The sequence below is a fragment of the Bradyrhizobium sp. ma5 genome, assembly GCF_042258955.1.
Lineage (GTDB): Bacteria > Pseudomonadota > Alphaproteobacteria > Rhizobiales > Xanthobacteraceae > Bradyrhizobium.
Genome location: NZ_CP170156.1, coordinates 4224178 through 4239757 on the forward strand (window position 1 = coordinate 4224178; position 15580 = coordinate 4239757).

14 protein-coding genes are annotated in these 15580 nt (G+C 63.0%); 8 read left to right on the forward strand and 6 right to left on the reverse strand.

Translation table 11 applies throughout. The features are described from left to right. Nucleotides 1-38 precede the first annotated feature (38 nt). Entirely contained in the window at nt 39-1322 is a 1284-nt protein-coding gene (locus ACE103_RS19405; RefSeq protein WP_375780732.1) for a cystathionine gamma-synthase family protein, read from the forward strand. A gap of 29 nt (nt 1323-1351) precedes the next feature. Here ACE103_RS19405 and ACE103_RS19410 read toward each other — a convergent pair whose 3' ends face one another. Both ACE103_RS19410 and ACE103_RS19415 read right to left on the reverse strand, forming a co-directional pair. Continuing rightward, nucleotides 1352-2293 (reverse strand): LysR family transcriptional regulator, encoded by a 942-nt coding sequence (locus ACE103_RS19410; protein WP_375780733.1) that lies wholly within the window; start codon nt 2291-2293, stop codon nt 1352-1354. A 125-nt stretch (nt 2294-2418) separates the two neighbouring features. After that, the gene (locus tag ACE103_RS19415) at nt 2419-2559 is read right to left on the reverse strand and encodes a hypothetical protein (protein WP_223967927.1); all 141 of its coding nucleotides are present in this window, start codon (nt 2557-2559) and stop codon (nt 2419-2421) included. 282 nt (nt 2560-2841) lie between these two features. Here ACE103_RS19415 and ACE103_RS19420 point away from each other — a divergent pair, with 282 nt between their 5' ends. Beyond that, entirely contained in the window at nt 2842-3258 is a 417-nt protein-coding gene (locus ACE103_RS19420; protein WP_375780734.1) for a DoxX family protein, read from the forward strand. Nucleotides 3259-3321: 63 nt separating this feature from the next. Here ACE103_RS19420 and ACE103_RS19425 read toward each other — a convergent pair whose 3' ends face one another. After that, nucleotides 3322-4314 (reverse strand): LLM class flavin-dependent oxidoreductase, encoded by a 993-nt coding sequence (locus ACE103_RS19425; RefSeq protein WP_375780735.1) that lies wholly within the window; start codon nt 4312-4314, stop codon nt 3322-3324. A 276-nt stretch (nt 4315-4590) separates the two neighbouring features. Further along, entirely contained in the window at nt 4591-5583 is a 993-nt protein-coding gene (locus ACE103_RS19430) for a hypothetical protein (RefSeq protein WP_375780736.1), read from the reverse strand. Between the two features lie 125 nt (nt 5584-5708). Between ACE103_RS19430 and ACE103_RS19435 the strand changes: the two genes are divergently transcribed. The 6 genes from ACE103_RS19435 to ACE103_RS19460 all read left to right on the forward strand — a co-directional run bounded on the left by ACE103_RS19435 (nt 5709) and on the right by ACE103_RS19460 (nt 10504). After that, nucleotides 5709-6317, forward strand: coding sequence for a hypothetical protein (locus tag ACE103_RS19435; protein ID WP_375780737.1), 609 nt, complete (start codon nt 5709-5711; stop codon nt 6315-6317). 240 nt (nt 6318-6557) lie between these two features. After that, complete coding sequence (locus ACE103_RS19440) at nt 6558-7682, forward strand: metallophosphoesterase (RefSeq protein ID WP_375781145.1); 1125 nt, start codon at nt 6558-6560, stop codon at nt 7680-7682. Between the two features lie 142 nt (nt 7683-7824). After that, on the forward strand, nt 7825-8094 hold the full coding sequence (locus tag ACE103_RS19445; RefSeq protein ID WP_375780738.1) for a DUF2312 domain-containing protein: 270 nt from the start codon (nt 7825-7827) through the stop codon (nt 8092-8094). Nucleotides 8095-8264: 170 nt separating this feature from the next. Further along, complete coding sequence (locus tag ACE103_RS19450) at nt 8265-8660, forward strand: lysozyme inhibitor LprI family protein (RefSeq protein WP_375781146.1); 396 nt, start codon at nt 8265-8267, stop codon at nt 8658-8660. A 320-nt stretch (nt 8661-8980) separates the two neighbouring features. Further along, nucleotides 8981-9364 (forward strand): aspartate 1-decarboxylase, encoded by a 384-nt coding sequence (panD, locus tag ACE103_RS19455; protein ID WP_375780739.1) that lies wholly within the window; start codon nt 8981-8983, stop codon nt 9362-9364. A 339-nt stretch (nt 9365-9703) separates the two neighbouring features. After that, nucleotides 9704-10504 carry an endonuclease domain-containing protein gene (locus ACE103_RS19460; protein ID WP_375780740.1) on the forward strand — a complete coding sequence of 267 codons (801 nt, stop codon included), beginning with the start codon at nt 9704-9706 and terminating at the stop codon, nt 10502-10504. 127 nt (nt 10505-10631) lie between these two features. Here the strand turns inward: ACE103_RS19460 and ACE103_RS19465 are convergent, their stop codons facing one another. Both ACE103_RS19465 and ACE103_RS19470 read right to left on the reverse strand, forming a co-directional pair. Then, entirely contained in the window at nt 10632-11417 is a 786-nt protein-coding gene (locus ACE103_RS19465) for an ImmA/IrrE family metallo-endopeptidase (protein WP_375780741.1), read from the reverse strand. Nucleotides 11418-11436: 19 nt separating this feature from the next. Beyond that, on the reverse strand, nt 11437-15210 hold the full coding sequence (locus ACE103_RS19470; RefSeq protein ID WP_375780742.1) for a vitamin B12-dependent ribonucleotide reductase: 3774 nt from the start codon (nt 15208-15210) through the stop codon (nt 11437-11439). Between the last annotated feature and the right edge of the window lie 370 nt (nt 15211-15580).

The window sequence follows — 15580 nt, forward strand, 5'->3', positions numbered from 1 at the left end:
AGCCGATGCGGCGATCCCTCGAGACAAGGAGACTGGCCGTGGTCAAACCGTTTCCGTCCAGAACCCACATCGGCAACCACCTGCTGCATCCGGAAACCCAGATGCTCAACTACGGCTACGATCCGCAACTGTCGGAGGGCGCCGTCAAGCCGCCGGTATTTTTGACCTCGACCTTCGTGTTCCGGACCGCCGAGGACGGCAAGGACTTTTTCGATTTCGTTGCGGGCCGGCGCGAGCCTCCGGAAGGCATGGGAGCGGGGCTGGTCTATTCGCGCTTCAATCATCCGAACAGTGAGATCGTCGAGGACCGGCTCGCGATCTATGAGCGCACCGAGAGCTGCGCGCTGTTCTCCTCCGGCATGTCGGCGATCTCGACCACGGTGCTGGCCTTCGCGCGGCCCGGCGACGTGATCCTGCATTCGCAGCCGCTCTATGGCGGCACGGAGACGCTGTTCACCAGGACGCTGGCGGGCTTTTCGATCGGCGCGGTCGGCTTTGCCGACGGCCTCGACGAGACCATCGTCCGCGCTGCTGCCGACGAGGCGATGAAGAAGGGCCGCGTCGCGATGATCTTCATCGAGACGCCGGCCAATCCGACCAACGGCCAGGTCGATATCGCGCTCACAAGGCGCGTCGCCGACGCGATCGGCAAGGCGCAGGGCTTTCCCCCGATCATCGCCTGCGACAACACGCTGCTCGGGCCGGTGTTTCAGCGCCCGATCGAGCACGGCGCGGACCTCTCGCTGTACTCGCTGACCAAATATGTCGGCGGCCACTCCGATCTGATCGCGGGCGCGGCGCTCGGCTCGAAGAAGCTGATGAAGGACGTCAAGGCGCTGCGCGGCGCGATCGGCACCCAGCTCGATCCACATTCGTGCTGGATGATCAGCCGTTCGCTGGAAACGCTCAGCCTGCGCATGGAGAAGGCCGACCGCAATGCGCACATCGTCGCCGACTATCTGCGCGACCATCCCAAGGTGGCGCAGGTGCAATATCTCGGCCATCACGACGCGGCGTCACCAGCGGGGCGTGTGTTCGCAAGCCAAAGCAGCGGCGCCGGCTCGACCTTCTCGTTCGACATCGTCGGCGGGCAGCAGGCGGCGGAGAAATTCCTCAACAGCTTGCAGATCTTCAAGCTCGCGGTGAGCCTCGGCGGAACCGAGTCGCTCGCGAGCCTGCCGGCGACGATGACGCATTCCGGCGTGCCGGCCGATATCAGGAAGAAGATCGGGGTGCTCGATACGACGATCCGGCTCTCGATCGGGATCGAGCATCCATCCGATCTGGTCGCCGACATCGCGCAGGCATTGAGCCGGGTTTGAGCGTGCAGGATCGCTGCACGCCGGCGGAGCTAGAGCTGCGCCTTGAGCGCGGTGGCCAGGAAATCGATGGTGGCGCGGACGCCGGGCAGCATGCCGCGCCGGGACGGAAACACGAGATGGATGATGCCCTCCCTGGCGCTCCAGTCCGGCAGGACGCGGACCAGTTTGCCTTCGCTGAGTGCGGCCTGACATTGAAGCTCGGGCAGCAGCGCGATGCCGAGCCCGGCCTCGGCTGCGTGAATGAGAATGGTGAAGTCACCCGCCGAGATCTTCGGCTCGACGGCGACCGAGGCCTTTTGTCCGCGTGGGCCTGACAGCTCCCATGTCCGCACGCCCTGCGTTTCCGTGGCATCGAGGATCGGCAACGCGGCAAGATCGCCGGCCGCCTTCGGCGTGCCGTGCGCCTTGAGCAGGGCCGGGCTCGCAACCAGCAGCCTGCGGCTGGTCCCGATCCTGCGCATCTGCATCTCGCTGTCGGTATCGAGGCTGTCGCGGATGCGGATGGCGACGTCGACCTGCTCCTCGATCAGATTGATCGGCCGGTTGGTGATGAGGAATTGCGCCCGCAGCCGCGGATATTTGGCGAACAGCTCGGGCAGTTTCGGCGCCAACGCCCGCTGCACGCCGACCGGGCAGCCGATGCGGACCAGGCCCTGCGGCTCGGACTTCATCCGCAGCGCGACTTCATCGACGGCCTCGGCGGCGTCGACCACGGTCTGCGCATGCCGATAGACGTCGCGGCCGATCGCCGTGATGCTCAACCGGCGGGTCGAGCGTTCGATCAGGCGAACGCCGAGCTGCTCCTCCAGCAGCGCGACATGGCGGCTGATCCTGGACTTCGGCAGGCGGAGCGCGCGCGCCGCGGCCGAAAAACCCTCGTGCTTGACCACCGCCGCGAAGAAATAGAGGTCGTTGAAGTCCCGCATGAAGGGCACTACCAGGTCAATTCCGCCCGCGTCGGGCGGGACCAATCATTCATCCGCATCATAGTTCCCTTCGATTTTCAACGCCGAATCGCTGCCTGTCGACCGGAAAGCCGTTCGACAGGCAGCGCGGCGAAAGCCTGCATGGCGGCGAGGGCGCCTCGTGAGCGGCCTCACCAGCCGTCGTCGAGGCTGGTCTTCGGCGTTGCGATGTCGCCATCGTCCTCGTCGTCGTCCCGGACGACCGGCGTGAGATAGGCGTGCTGGAAGCCGCGCAGGGCCTTGATCAGGTTGTGTTTGAGGATGTCGCACATGGTCCGTCTCCTTCGATGCATGGGATCGTAGAGACGATCGGTCGGCCGCATTAGCCGGCGTTTGTCAGACGGAGCGTTCCACTGACTGAACGACGCTGCGCGATCCGGATCGTGTCCCGCGATCGTTCTCGTGGTGGAACGATCCGTCTGAAATCGGCCGACTAATCGATCGGCGGCTGCGGGGCGATAACAGGGACGAAGCGGACAGCACAACGGTTCGCGACCGGCGAGGCCACCGACAGTGGGGCGCCGCATTCATCCACGCAACAAAGGATCACGACCATGAGCGCTACCAAATATCTTCCCTTCGCCGGCCGGCTTCTGATCGGCCTCACGTTCGCCATGAGCGGCCTCGGCAAGCTCGGCTCCTATGCGGCCACCACCGGTCTGATCGGTGCGGTCGGCCTGCCGTTTCCGCCGCTCGCTTTTGCGGTGGCGGTTGTCGTCGAGCTCGGCGGCGGCCTGCTTCTGATTGCCGGCTATCAGGCCCGCGCCGTGGGGCTGGCACTGGCGGTGTTCTCGATCGCAACCGCGGTCGCGTTCCACAGCAATTTCGCCGACCAGAACCAGATGATCCACTTCCTGAAGAATGTGATGATGGCGGGTGGATTGCTGCAGATCGCAGCGTTCGGCGCAGGCGCGCTCAGCCTCGACAACCGCGCCAGCCATGCCGTGCCGCAAGCCGTCGCCGCGCATTGAGCGGAATGCGAACCAGCAACCGCTGCCGCGCCAGAAGCGGCAGCGGTCGGCTGCGTGATGAGGTCAGGCGGGCTTGATGCCGCCGGCTTCGGCGATCAGCTCGAACGATCGCAGCCGCTTCTGGTGATCGTAGACGTCGGACACGATCATCAATTCGTCGGCGCCGGTCTCCGCGACCAGCGCATCGATGCCGGCGCGCACCGTCGCGGGCGAGCCGATGATGGTGCGGGCGAGCATCCGCATCGCTTGCACCTTCTCGGATGGCGACCAGTAGGTCTCGATGTCGTCGATCGGCGGCTGGCTGAGACCGCGCGCGCCGCGGAAGATGTTGGTGAACGACATCTGCTGCGTGGTGGCGAGCCGCCGCGCTTCCGCGTCGGTGTCGGCGGCGATGATGTTGACGCCGACCATGGTGTAGGGCTGCTGGAGCTGTTCCGACGGCTTGAAGCGCGCGCGATAGATCTGCAGCGCCTGGATCAGCAGCTCGGGGGCAAAGTGCGAGGCGAAGGCGTAGGGCAGGCCGAGCTCGCCCGCCAACATCGCGCCAAAGTTGCTCGATCCGAGAATCCACAGCGGCACGTCGGTGCCCGCGGCCGGCACGGCCTGGATGCGCTGATTGGGACCGGCCGCGGCGAGGAAGGCCTGCACCTCAAGCACATCCTGCGGAAAGTTCTCGGCGGATTCGGGCGTCCGGCGCAGCGCGCGCAAGGTGAGCTGATCGGTGCCCGGCGCGCGGCCGAGGCCGAGGTCGATGCGATCAGGGAACAGCCGCGCCAGCGTGCCGAACTGTTCGGCAATCACGTAAGGCGCGTGGTTCGGCAGCATGATGCCGCCGGCGCCGACCCGGATGGTCTTGGTGCCCGCCGCGATATGCCCGATCACGACAGACGTCGCGGCGCTCGCGATACCGGCCATGTTGTGGTGCTCCGCCACCCAGATCCGGCGATAGCCCAGCGCCTCGGCGTGGCGAGCGACATCGCGCGCATTGTAGAGCGCGCCGCGCGCGTCGGTCTCTTCGGTGACGCGGACGAGATCGAGAATGGAGAGGGCGGCCACGGGAGCTCCGGAACAAGAGGAGGGTGCGCAAGGGACGAGGCCGGTGGTATCAGGCTGTGTCCACGGTGGGTGCGAAACGGCTGGGTTGCCGTTTCATGCAGATGCATATGGATACGGTCGCCACGCGGGTCAATCCGCCTGATCCGACCGAGGCGCGCTGAAGCGGCAAAGCTGCCCGTCCCAAAATATCGAAAACAACCCCATGCAAAGTAGCCGTGGCCGCGACGGCCCGGAGAAGCGACTTGACGCGTCGGGCAACTCAGTAGTATTTTTCCATTATTCCGAAATTGTGCGAGTGCCCGCCGTTCGACCGCCGCCGCCCGAGAATCGTCGCGTGAGCCCCCAGACGATCGCGGCCGTGGCTGCCGTCGCGATCAGATGCTTCAAGGTGTGCCCGCTAACGAAGCCGAGCGCGTCTGCGATCCGATGGTCGAGCACCTCGGCGATTTTGGCCAGCACGTACAGCGCCATCGCAGCGGCGAAGGCGAGGCGCTCGGTGCGCGGCGCGCGATAGATCGACTGCCAGAGCGGAATCAGGATCAGCGGGAGGACCTGAAGCAACAGGTACGGTCGCAGGTCGCCCGCGCCGTGTCGGTCGGTATAAACCCACCATGCGACGCCGGCGGTGGCGTAAAGCCCGAGAGCGATCGCTTCGATGTTCGCGTTCGATACCGGGTTCGTCGATACCGGCCAGGTGTCGCCGCGGACGCCGACGAGCAGGCCGGCGCCGGCGAGCGCGATCGGCAGCATGTCCCAGGTCAGCCGGCCATTGCCGGGGGCAAAGTGAAAGAAGGCGGACCCGAAGGCGGTCAGGAACAGGCCGATCAGGAACAGGCGATAGCCCGGCCATCCGGCGCGCAGCCGGTCGCTGCTCCGGTGAGGGCGCAGCGCCAGCCAGCCCCAGATCGCGACCAGGGCGAAGCCTGCGTTCGACAAGACATCGGCTGCGTAAGGGATGCCGAAGACGGCCGAGTGGTCGGCGAAATCGTTGTAATTGGCCGGCTGCGCGATGCGTCCGTGCACCGCGAATGCCGCAATGATGCCGAGCGTGATGATCGTCGGGGTGACTTTCATCCATGGTTTCGCGGGCCGCTCGGACCCGGTCGATCCGTCCATCCGGAAGGTCGTCTGCATCGTCGGCTTCACCAAAAACGAACAATGTTCAATAGTAGACCAAGAAAATGAGCGACGTTCAAGTTCTATTTTGCGCTTTGACCGCCGTCTATGGGGAGGTGCGCTTTCGCCGAGTTGCGAGCAAAGGCCGCTCATTGGCGCTGCCCTTGCGCTTCTCGTCGGCGTTGCGACGGAAGGATTGCGCCCGACGACCAACGCTCCACATCTCAGGAGATTGATCGGCTGAAGGTGCTGAAAGCGGACTGTCGAAGGGCAAACCGATGAGGCTCGCGGATTTCGTCCCCAAGAGAAAACAGTCATGGCGAAAACAGTCATGGGCCGACATTGCCCGATTGGCAGTGGTTCAATTTTGTGGCGAGGCCCTTGGGTGGCTCGGCATCCTTCTGATCCTTTTGGCAGGTAGCGTCAGCATCTACGCAGGACTGGCCGTGCTCTTGTGTTGTGCGCTGCTTCTGACGCTGCTTCTGCGAGGAGAATTGAGACGGGACATTGAGGCTCTCGATGATCCCAACGACAATCCCCGCGCGAACCGATTGATCGGCAATACGGCCTCCGGTGCCTCCATCAGAAGGCATCGGAGCGCACTTGGCCGGGCTGCCTCGCGTCCGGATAGTCGCGCGACCCGCGCGCTCGGCGCTTTGGAAGATATGGCATGTCGATTTGTGGTCGAACTTTCCAAGTCCGTTGCAATCGTCATTGCCATGACGGTTGGGATGGCCTTTGCAGCTGAAATGGCCGCGTTCGCTCTATCCGACCGGGATGTAAGTGGCGTCTTTGGTTCGGGTCTGGCCGGAGTCGCCGGCGGCCTGTTTGGCCTGGTCCTCGCCGTCGTGATCGTCCTCAGGCGAATTGCCGATATCGAAGATTGATCGGGCGCTTGTGCCGGGAAGGTCGGCCGGTAGTCGGCATGAGCCAACGGGTCGCGCGAACGCGCGCCCGAGGACAGGCTCCGCGATATGCGGGGTCGGTTGGGTACCGCGCAGGGCGTTTCAGCGCCGCGCGATCTGCCGAAAATGTGCTGATCGGCGCCTTACGCCCGCGACCGATCCACCCTACCTTCGCTGAGCACCCACCGCAGAGCCTTACCCGATCCGATCCGGAGCGAACCAATTCCCCAACTCATCTTCGGCCTGACCAGCCTCTTGATCCTGGCCCGCTTCATCTGGCCGCTCGACTGGCCGCTCCCGGCAAAGATCGTCGCAGCGTTGCTGGTGCTGGTCGCCTTGCAGTTTCACCGCTGGAACAGATGGTCGTCGGGATCGGAATTCTCGCCGGAGTTTCCGCGTCCGGTGGTCGTGCTGTTCAACTGGGCGTTCGGCGCGGTCATGCTGCTGGCGTTGCTGCAACTGGCGCTCGATGCGGGACTGCTGGTCGCGGCCCTGATCCACGGCGGCTTCGTGGGCGCGCCTGACGGCGTCCGCTACGCAATTGCAGCGCTCGCGGCCGTAGCCGCCGCGATCGGCGTTCATCAGGCGATGCGCATTCCGCCTCTGAAGGATATTGAGGTCGAGATCCGCGGACTGCCGCGACAGTTCGACGGCTACACCATCCTGCACCTGACCGATCTTCACATCAGCCGGCTGTTTCCTGCGGCATGGGCGCGCGAGGTCGTCGCGCGATCGAACAAGCTCGGCGTGGACCTGATCGCGATCACGGGCGACCTGATCGACGGCACCATCGATGCGCGGCGCAAGGACATCGAGCCGTTGCGGGACCTTGTGGCCGCCGATGGCGTCTACGTGATCTCGGGCAATCACGAATATATCTTCGGCTATGACGCCTGGATGGCGCACTACGAAGCGTTGGGCCTGCGCTCGCTCGAGAACAGGCACATCGCGCTCGAACGCGGCGGCGGCCGGCTGGTGATCGCAGGGATTACCGACCGCGCGTCGCGTCGCAGGAAGCACCCCGTCCGCGACCTTGCCGCGGTGCTCAAAGGCGCCCCCAAGGGCGCGCCCGTCGTCCTGCTCGACCACCAGCCGAGCGACGCACGCAACTCGGCTGCGCTCGGCGTCGCGCTACAACTCTCCGGACACACCCATGGGGGATTGATCTGGGGCATCGACCGCCTGGCCGCGCCCGCCAATGCCGGCTTCGTCTCGGGCCGCTACGACGTCGACGGGATGACGCTCTACGTCAACAATGGCACCGCGCTCTGGCCGGGCTTTGCCTTGCGGCTCGGCCGCCCGTCCGAATTGACGCGGATCACGCTGCGGGTGGCGGGCGATGCCTGAGTGATTTGTATCGGATGCGATGATGCAAGCGCATCGCGTCACAAAAATACCTCAGCTATGAACTCGCCACAGCGGTCGCGTGCTTAAGATATTGGTCATCTCTTTGCTTGCATTTTCACGACCTCATTCAGCAGGAGACACCATGTCTGACATCACCATTCCCGGCGGAAAAATTCGTTCCTTCGTCGAGCGGGTCGAGAACCTTGACACTGAAATCCAGGAACTGACCGAGCAGAAGAAGGAAGTCTTCTCGGAGGCGAAGGGCGAGGGCTTCGACGTGAAGATCCTCAAGGAGATCATCAAGCTGCGCAAGCAGGACCAGGACGAGCGCGACGAGCGTGAATCCCTGCTCGATCTCTACATGCGCGCGATGGAAAACGCGCCGGCAGAGAAGGAAGCGAAGGCGGCGTGAGGCTTGAGGCGCGTTCGGTGCGTAGGGCGGGTTAGCGACTTGTCCGCCGTAGCTCAACGAGCGAAGGCGGAAGCGTAACCCGCCTAAACTGTAGCTGGCGAAATGGCGGATTACGCCTACGGCTAATCCGCCCTACGCTTGCTGCGAGATGCGGGTGGGGCAATTTGGACGTGGTCATGCTTTCGCGAAGGCTTGTCATTGTTGCAGCTACGCTGGTGCTCGGGGCTTTGTCGGCCCGCGCGCAGCAAGGCACAGAGTATGATGCGTGCATGGACAAGGCCGAAGGGGTGTCAACCAAGATGCTCGATTGCGGCAAGGCTGCTATCGAGAAGTGGGACATCAGGCTCAACACCGCTTATCAAGCGCTGCTCGCAAAGTCGAAGGGCGAGGCGCACGCGCAATTGCAGACCGAGCAGCGGGTCTGGCTGAAGCATCATCTGGGTGAAACCCATCGCCTCGCCGCGGACCCCAACAATGGGTCCGTCGCGTTCCTCGACTCCCAGGCGTTCGAATTGCAGGACATCGCCGACCGCACGCTGCTTCTTGAGAAGCGTGCCGGCCTGTAGCCCGCATGAGCCAACGGGTCGCGCGAAGCACGCGCACCCGATGACAGGCCCCGCGACATGCGGGATCGGCTGATCCGCCTCATGCTCGCTGCCAGCCAATCAATGGCAAGATAATGCCATGCTCCCTGAAGGGCGAATTGCAGCGCGATTATTCCAGGTGTGCCGCGACCTGCAGCCCATTCCGACCAAAGCAGTCGGCGATTTCAGAACAAACCTGCCGACGCAGGAACACCCGGTCGCGCGACACGTATTGACCGGGAGCCGCACGGTCCCTATTGGCGGGCGCGGAGAATGCGACGCAACAATACGAGATGGGCTCGATGCAAGTGACTTTGATGAAGGGCAAGATTCATCGCGCGCGTGTCACCGAAGCGGACTTGCACTACGAGGGCTCGATCTCGATCGACCGCAACCTGATCGAGGCCGCCGGCTTCCTGATCAACGAACGCGTCGACATCTACAACATCGACACCGGCGCGCGCTTCTCGACCTATGTGATCGAGGCGCCCGTAGGCTCCGGCATCATCGGCCTCAACGGCGCCGCCGCGCGCCTCGCCATGGCCGGCGACAAGGTGATCATCGTCGCCTATGCCGGCTTCGATGCCGAGGAGGCGCGCAGGTTTCGCCCGCGCGTGGTGATGGTGGACGAGAAGAACCGACGAGTAGAGGCGGGTGCGGTTTCGTCGGTGTTGGCGGAGGCGTAACGCCTATCTCGCCGCTTAGTTCAATTGCGTAGGCCGGCTAGCGTAAGGTAACCCGTCGACTGGATTACGGGGAATGGCGGACTAAACCTTCGGCTAATCCGCCCCACGGTTGCTACGATTGGCTTGCCTGAGGATACGATGACCTCGGCGCAGCGAGTAAGGTGAGCTGGCGAGGCGCAATCCGCCAAGGATGTAGTGGGCGGAATGGTAGTTGCGCCCTTTGCCAATTTGCCCTTAGTTGCTGAACTCGATACGGCAATCGAACGACAGCAGACTGTGCCCGGACGTCCGGATAGCTGCGCGCAGCTTGCGTAAGTTTCTTTCTGGGTGGAAGTCGACATGACCTCTGGTTTGGATCGGTTTGCCGTTGAGAGTCTCCGCGAGACGCTCCTCGACGACGAGCGCTTTCTGAAGCTGGCGGACTTCTTCATAGGAAAGATGAAAGCAGAGCTTCTAGCTGAAGCGCCCTCAGGCGGATTCAATGAGTTCTTTGGAGAGGCTCTCGCTGCTCTAACTGCCGAGAACAGACAAGAAATAGCAGAGCGATCTGAGTCACCTATTGAAAAGCTATTTCTGAATTCACTCGTTCTTTGTTCGATAAAGAGTCAACAGCTCCTTTCGGTTCACGCCACGTACACTGATTGCGCTGCCGAGATTGCACAGCTTCGGTCAGACCTTGCTCATTTCCGCGAATTGGAGACTTGGTTTGCAGCCAACAAGCCGAATAAGACGCTAGATGAGTTTCTGGACACCGAGTGTGCCCGGGGCAAAATGCTTGAAGATGAACGAAGGTACTTGCACCGACTTGTGTTTAAGTATCGGTATCTTCCTATGTCTGGCTTGTTTCACATGTCGATCCAACCGAAATTTCCAGCCATTAGGATCGATGGTCGGTCGATAAGGCCTGACATATACTTTTGGATTCCAGACCGTCCCAACATCAAGATCATAGTCGAATGTGATGGCTATCAATATCATTCAAGCAAAGAGCGATTTACGCTTGATAGACAGCGCGATAGAAAACTGAGTGCGTTAGGCTATGACGTACTTCGGTTCTCGGGGCAGGAAATACATCGAGATCCACCCACTGTGGCAGGGGAATTGGCGGCGCGTCTGGACAAAATTGCTGGCGGCGAGTGAAGCGGTCGACGACGCAGCACGGTGGCACCTGCGAGACAAAGTTGGTCTCGTTTGGGTCCGGTCAAGGATCTAAGATCTAAAGCCTTCGATAAAGAGGCGCCCTCGGATATCGTTGCGGTTGTTCTAGTTATTGATCGCCATTCTCAGGATCGTCGCCCACGTAGCCACAGCCGGAATTGTCGCAGACTACCTTGATTCCAAGTGGGACGAGGGTTCGGTGCATGCACGCAGGGCATCTGGCTAGCAGGTATTTTTTCGCAGGCTTTGCGACCTGGCGCATTTGAGCCTGAAATTCTCTGTTGGATTCTAGAACTCTTTTGACTGCCGCGGCGCGATCTCTTTCGTCCAGAATTCGCTCGAAGCAGATTTCCGCCGCCGAGAGGCTCACAAGGAACTCGGTGGCGATATCTAGCGGAGATTCGAGCTCAGACGCGCGCCGCTCGTTAATGAGAAACGCCGCCGCGAAAACCTTTGCCTGATGTTCCGCGGATTCCGATGCGTTTATTTTTGAAAGGGTCGTAGTGCCCGCTGCACCGGATGCGCGGTGATCGATGAAGCCGTCGGCTGCGTGCATGACGGCATGGCCAAGCTCATGCGCTTGGGTCATACGGGCCCTTCCGTCGCCCCAAGTACTCAATGAGTCGATTGACTTCTTTATAGTGATCTTGATTGAGCCATCGACTAGTTCGGTTTTAGCATCCTTATTGCCGAGTGCGCGATCATCCACGCACTCGTAAATCAGAGGCCTTTCGCCGTGCAAGGTCAGAACCTTGCCCGACCGGAGGATGCGGCCGACGTTTACCGGCCACAGCCTGTCGGTGCCATAGTAGCGTTTCGTGTCATTCGCGATACGCCGGCACTCGTCATTGGAGCGACGAGTTACGCGACGATCGTCCTCTCCCTCATCACTCATGCTGGCTCCGCCTAGTTGCTCACGAACATCCCGTCGTGCTGCCGCAAGTATCGCACTTCATACAAGTCCCATTCCGCACCAGCGTGAAGTTGCCGCACTCCGAGCACATTTCGCCTTCGTAACCCTTGGCTTTCGCCTCGGCGCGACGCTCCGCCTTGGACGGGGCGGCGGCTGCGGCGGTGCCGGGCTTGCTCCAGTTCAGTGCCTCGAGCTTCTCGGTCGGCGAGAGGTCGTGGCTGACTTCCTGCTTGAGGGCGACCGCGCCTTCGATGGTGTCGGAGACGCCGCGGGCGGTGGCGCCGTGCGGGGCCAGCGCGGTGACGCGGCTGCCACCGGCGGGGGCGTTGTCGGCGTTGCCGCTGACCGCGGCCGAGCCGCCGCGCATGACGACGAGGTTGTCGGTGCGCGACCGGGTCAGGCCCTTCGACACGTACTTGGTCGCCTGGTGGGTCGGGGCCTCATCCGGCTCCTTGCCTTCCTCGACACCCTTGCCGAGCGCGTCGAAGCCAGACTCGTTCGGATCGACGTGGGCGAGGTCGAAGCGGCTCATGTAGCTCACCGCGAGCTCGCGGAAGACGTAGTCGAGGATCGAGGTCGCGTACTTGATCGAGTCGTTGCCCTGCACCGGACCCGCGGGCTCGAAGCGGGTGAAGGTGAAGGCGTCGACATATTCTTCGAGCGGCACGCCGTATTGCAGACCCAGAGATACTGCGATCGCAAAATTGTTGATGAAGGAGCGCAGCGCCGCGCCTTCCTTGTGCATGTCGATGAAGATCTCGCCGAGCCGGCCGTCGTCATATTCGCCGGTGCGCAGATAGACCTTGTGGCCGCCGACAACCGCCTTCTGGGTATAACCCTTGCGGCGATCGGGCATCTTCTCGCGCTCGCGCATCACGATGATGCGCTCGACCAGCTTCTCGACGATCTTCTCCGAGACCTGGGCGGCACGTGCGGCCATCGGCTTCTCGTAGAGCGCTTCCACCGCATCGTCTTCGTCCTCATCGTCGGAGATGAGCTGCGAGTTCAGCGGCTGCGACAGTTTTGAGCCGTCGCGGTACAGCGCGTTGGCCTTCAGTGCCAGCTTCCACGACAACAAATAGGCGGACTTGCAGTCCTCCACCGTGGCGTCGTTCGGCATGTTGATGGTCTTCGAGATCGCGCCCGAGATGAACGGCTGCGAGGCCGCCATCATCCGGATGTGGCTCTCGACCGAGAGATAGCGCTTGCCGATCTTGCCGCAGGGGTTGGCGCAGTCGAACACGGGATAGTGCTCGGCCTTGAGGTGAGGAGCTCCCTCCACCGTCATCGCGCCGCAGATGTGGACGTTGGCGGCCTCGATCTCGCGCTTGGAGAAGCCGACCGCCGAGAGCAGGTCGAAGCCCGGCGCTGCAATGGCTTCAGCGCCGATGCCGAGCGTGTCGCGAATGAAGTCTTCGCCGAAAGTCCACTTGTTGAAGGCGAACTTGATGTCGAACGCGGTCGGCAGCGCCTTTTCCACCTTGGCAATGGCTTCATCGGTGAAGCCCTTGGCCTTCAGCGTGGTGGCGTTGATCCCAGGGGCATTCGACAGCGAGCCGTGGCCGACGGCGTAGGCCTCGATCTCCGCGATATCGGCTTCGCGATAGCCGAGCGCGCGCAAGGCCGCCGGCACCGCCTGGTTGATGATCTTGAAGTAGCCGCCGCCGGCGAGCTTCTTGAACTTCACCAGCGCGAAATCAGGCTCGATACCGGTGGTGTCGCAATCCATCACCAGGCCAATGGTGCCGGTCGGCGCCACCACCGTGGTCTGGGCGTTGCGATAGCCGTTGACCTCGCCGAGGGCGAGGGCGTCGTCCCACGCCAGCTTGGCATGCGCGACGATGTCGGCCTGCGGGCAGGACTCGTGGTCGAGCGCCACCGGATTGACGGCGAGCGCCTCATAGCCGCGGCTTTCACCGTGGGCGGCGCGGCGGTGGTTGCGGATCACGCGCAGCATGTGGGCCGCGTTCTTCTTGTAGCCCGGGAAGGTGCCGAGCTCGGCCGCCATCTCGGCCGAGGTCTTGTATGAGATGCCGGTCATGACCGCGGTCAGCGCGCCGCAGAGCGAGCGGCCTTCCTTCGAGTCATAGGGCAGGCCCATGGTCATCAGCAGGCCGCCGATGTTGGCGAAGCCGAGGCCGAGGGTGCGGAACTCGTAGGAGAGCTCGGCGATCGCCTTCGACGGGAACTGGGCCATCATGACGGAGATTTCGAGCACGATGGTCCAGAGCCGGCAGAGGTGCTCGTAGGACTCGATGTCGAACCGCTTGGTGGTCGAGCTGTAGAACGTCAGCAGGTTGGCCGAGGCGAGGTTGCACGCCGTGTCGTCCAGGAACATGTATTCCGAGCACGGATTGGAGGCGCGGATGTCGCCGGACGCCTTGCAGGTGTGCCAGTCGTTCATCGTGGTGTTGAAGTGCAGGCCGGGATCGGCGGAGGCCCAGGCGGCGTAACCGATCTTCTCCCAGAGGTCGCGCGCCTTCAGTGTCTTCGTCACCTTCTTGGTGGTGCGGCCGACCAGGTTCCAGTCGCCGTCGGTCTCGACTGCGCGGAGGAAGTCATCCTTCAGCGACACCGAGTTGTTGGAGTTCTGGCCGGAGACGGTGAGGTACGCCTCGGAATCCCAGTCGGTGTCGTAGATGTCGAACTGGATGTCCTTGTAGCCCTGCTTGGCAAACTGGATGACGCGCTTGATGTAGTTGTCGGGCACGAGGCTGCGGCGCGCGAGCTTGATCTCGCGGCGGAGCGCCGGGTTCTTCTCGGGATCGAAGCAATCGTCGCCACTGCCTTCGCAGTTCACGCAGGCCTTCATCACGGCCTTGAGGTGCTTCTGGTTGATCTTGGAGCCGGTGACGAGAGCGGCGACCTTCTGCTCCTCCTTCACCTTCCAGTCGATATAGGTCTCGATGTCGGGGTGATCGGCATCGACCACGACCATCTTGGCGGCGCGGCGGGTGGTGCCGCCCGACTTGATCGCGCCCGCGGCACGGTCGCCGATCTTGAGGAAGCTCATCAGGCCGGACGAGCGGCCGCCGCCGGACAGCTTTTCGCCTTCGCCACGCAGGCTCGAGAAGTTGGAGCCGGTGCCGGAGCCATACTTGAACAGGCGCGCCTCGCGCACCCAGAGGTCCATGATGCCGCCCTCGTTGACGAGGTCGTCGCCGACGCCCTGGATGAAGCAGGCATGCGGCTGCGGATGCTCATAGGCCGACTTCGATTTTGTCAGTTTGCCGGTCTTCCAGTCGACGTAATAGTGGCCCTGGCCGGGGCCATCGACGCCATAGGCCCAGTGCAGCCCGGTGTTGAACCACTGCGGCGAGTTCGGCGCGACCATCTGCTTGGCGAGCTGGAAACGCAGCTCGTCGAAGAAGGCGAGGGCATCTTCTTCCGTCGAGAAGTAGCCGCCCTTCCAGCCCCAATAGGTCCAGCAGCCGGCGAGGCGATCGAACACCTGCTTGGCGCTGGTCTCGCCGACGATGCGCTCGTTCTCGGGCAGGGTGGCGAGCGCGTCGGTGTCGGGCACCGAACGCCACAGCCAGGACGGCACGGTCTCTTCCTCGACCTTCTTCAGGCGCGCGGCAACGCCGGCCTTGCGGAAGTACTTCTGCGCCAGCACGTCGGAGGCGACCTGCGACCAGAACTCCGGAACCTCGACGTTCTCGGCGCGGAACACGACCGAGCCGTCCGGGTTGCGGATCTCAGATGTCGTCAGGCGGAAATTGATCCCGGCATAGGGAGATTGTCCGCTGGTGGTGTTGCGTCGTTGGATCTGCATGGTCGAGCCCCGTCTCTTCTTCTGCCCGGCCCCACGTTTCCCCGCAGGTTGCCGGAATGTTATCTGTTCGCGGACTTTGGGAGAACGCGTCAGCACGCCTCCCGTCATCCGCAGCTCAGCCGGTGGATCCGGCCTGTTTTCTCATCGTCCGCCAGGCGCCGATTTGACCCGGCCCAGCGGCGGCATGGTCCCGCGGCGGCGCCCGACTGGTCGGGTCCTCCGGGTCATGCATTCAACGCCCCAAACGCTCACGCGACACGTCACGCGTACGCTTCTCGTGGGCCGGTTACGGCCTCTGTTTCCGGGTCCTTCTCGGCCCGTTTGTCGTCCTCAACGGCGGCCCAAAATCAGGGCAAACAAGCCCTTCACC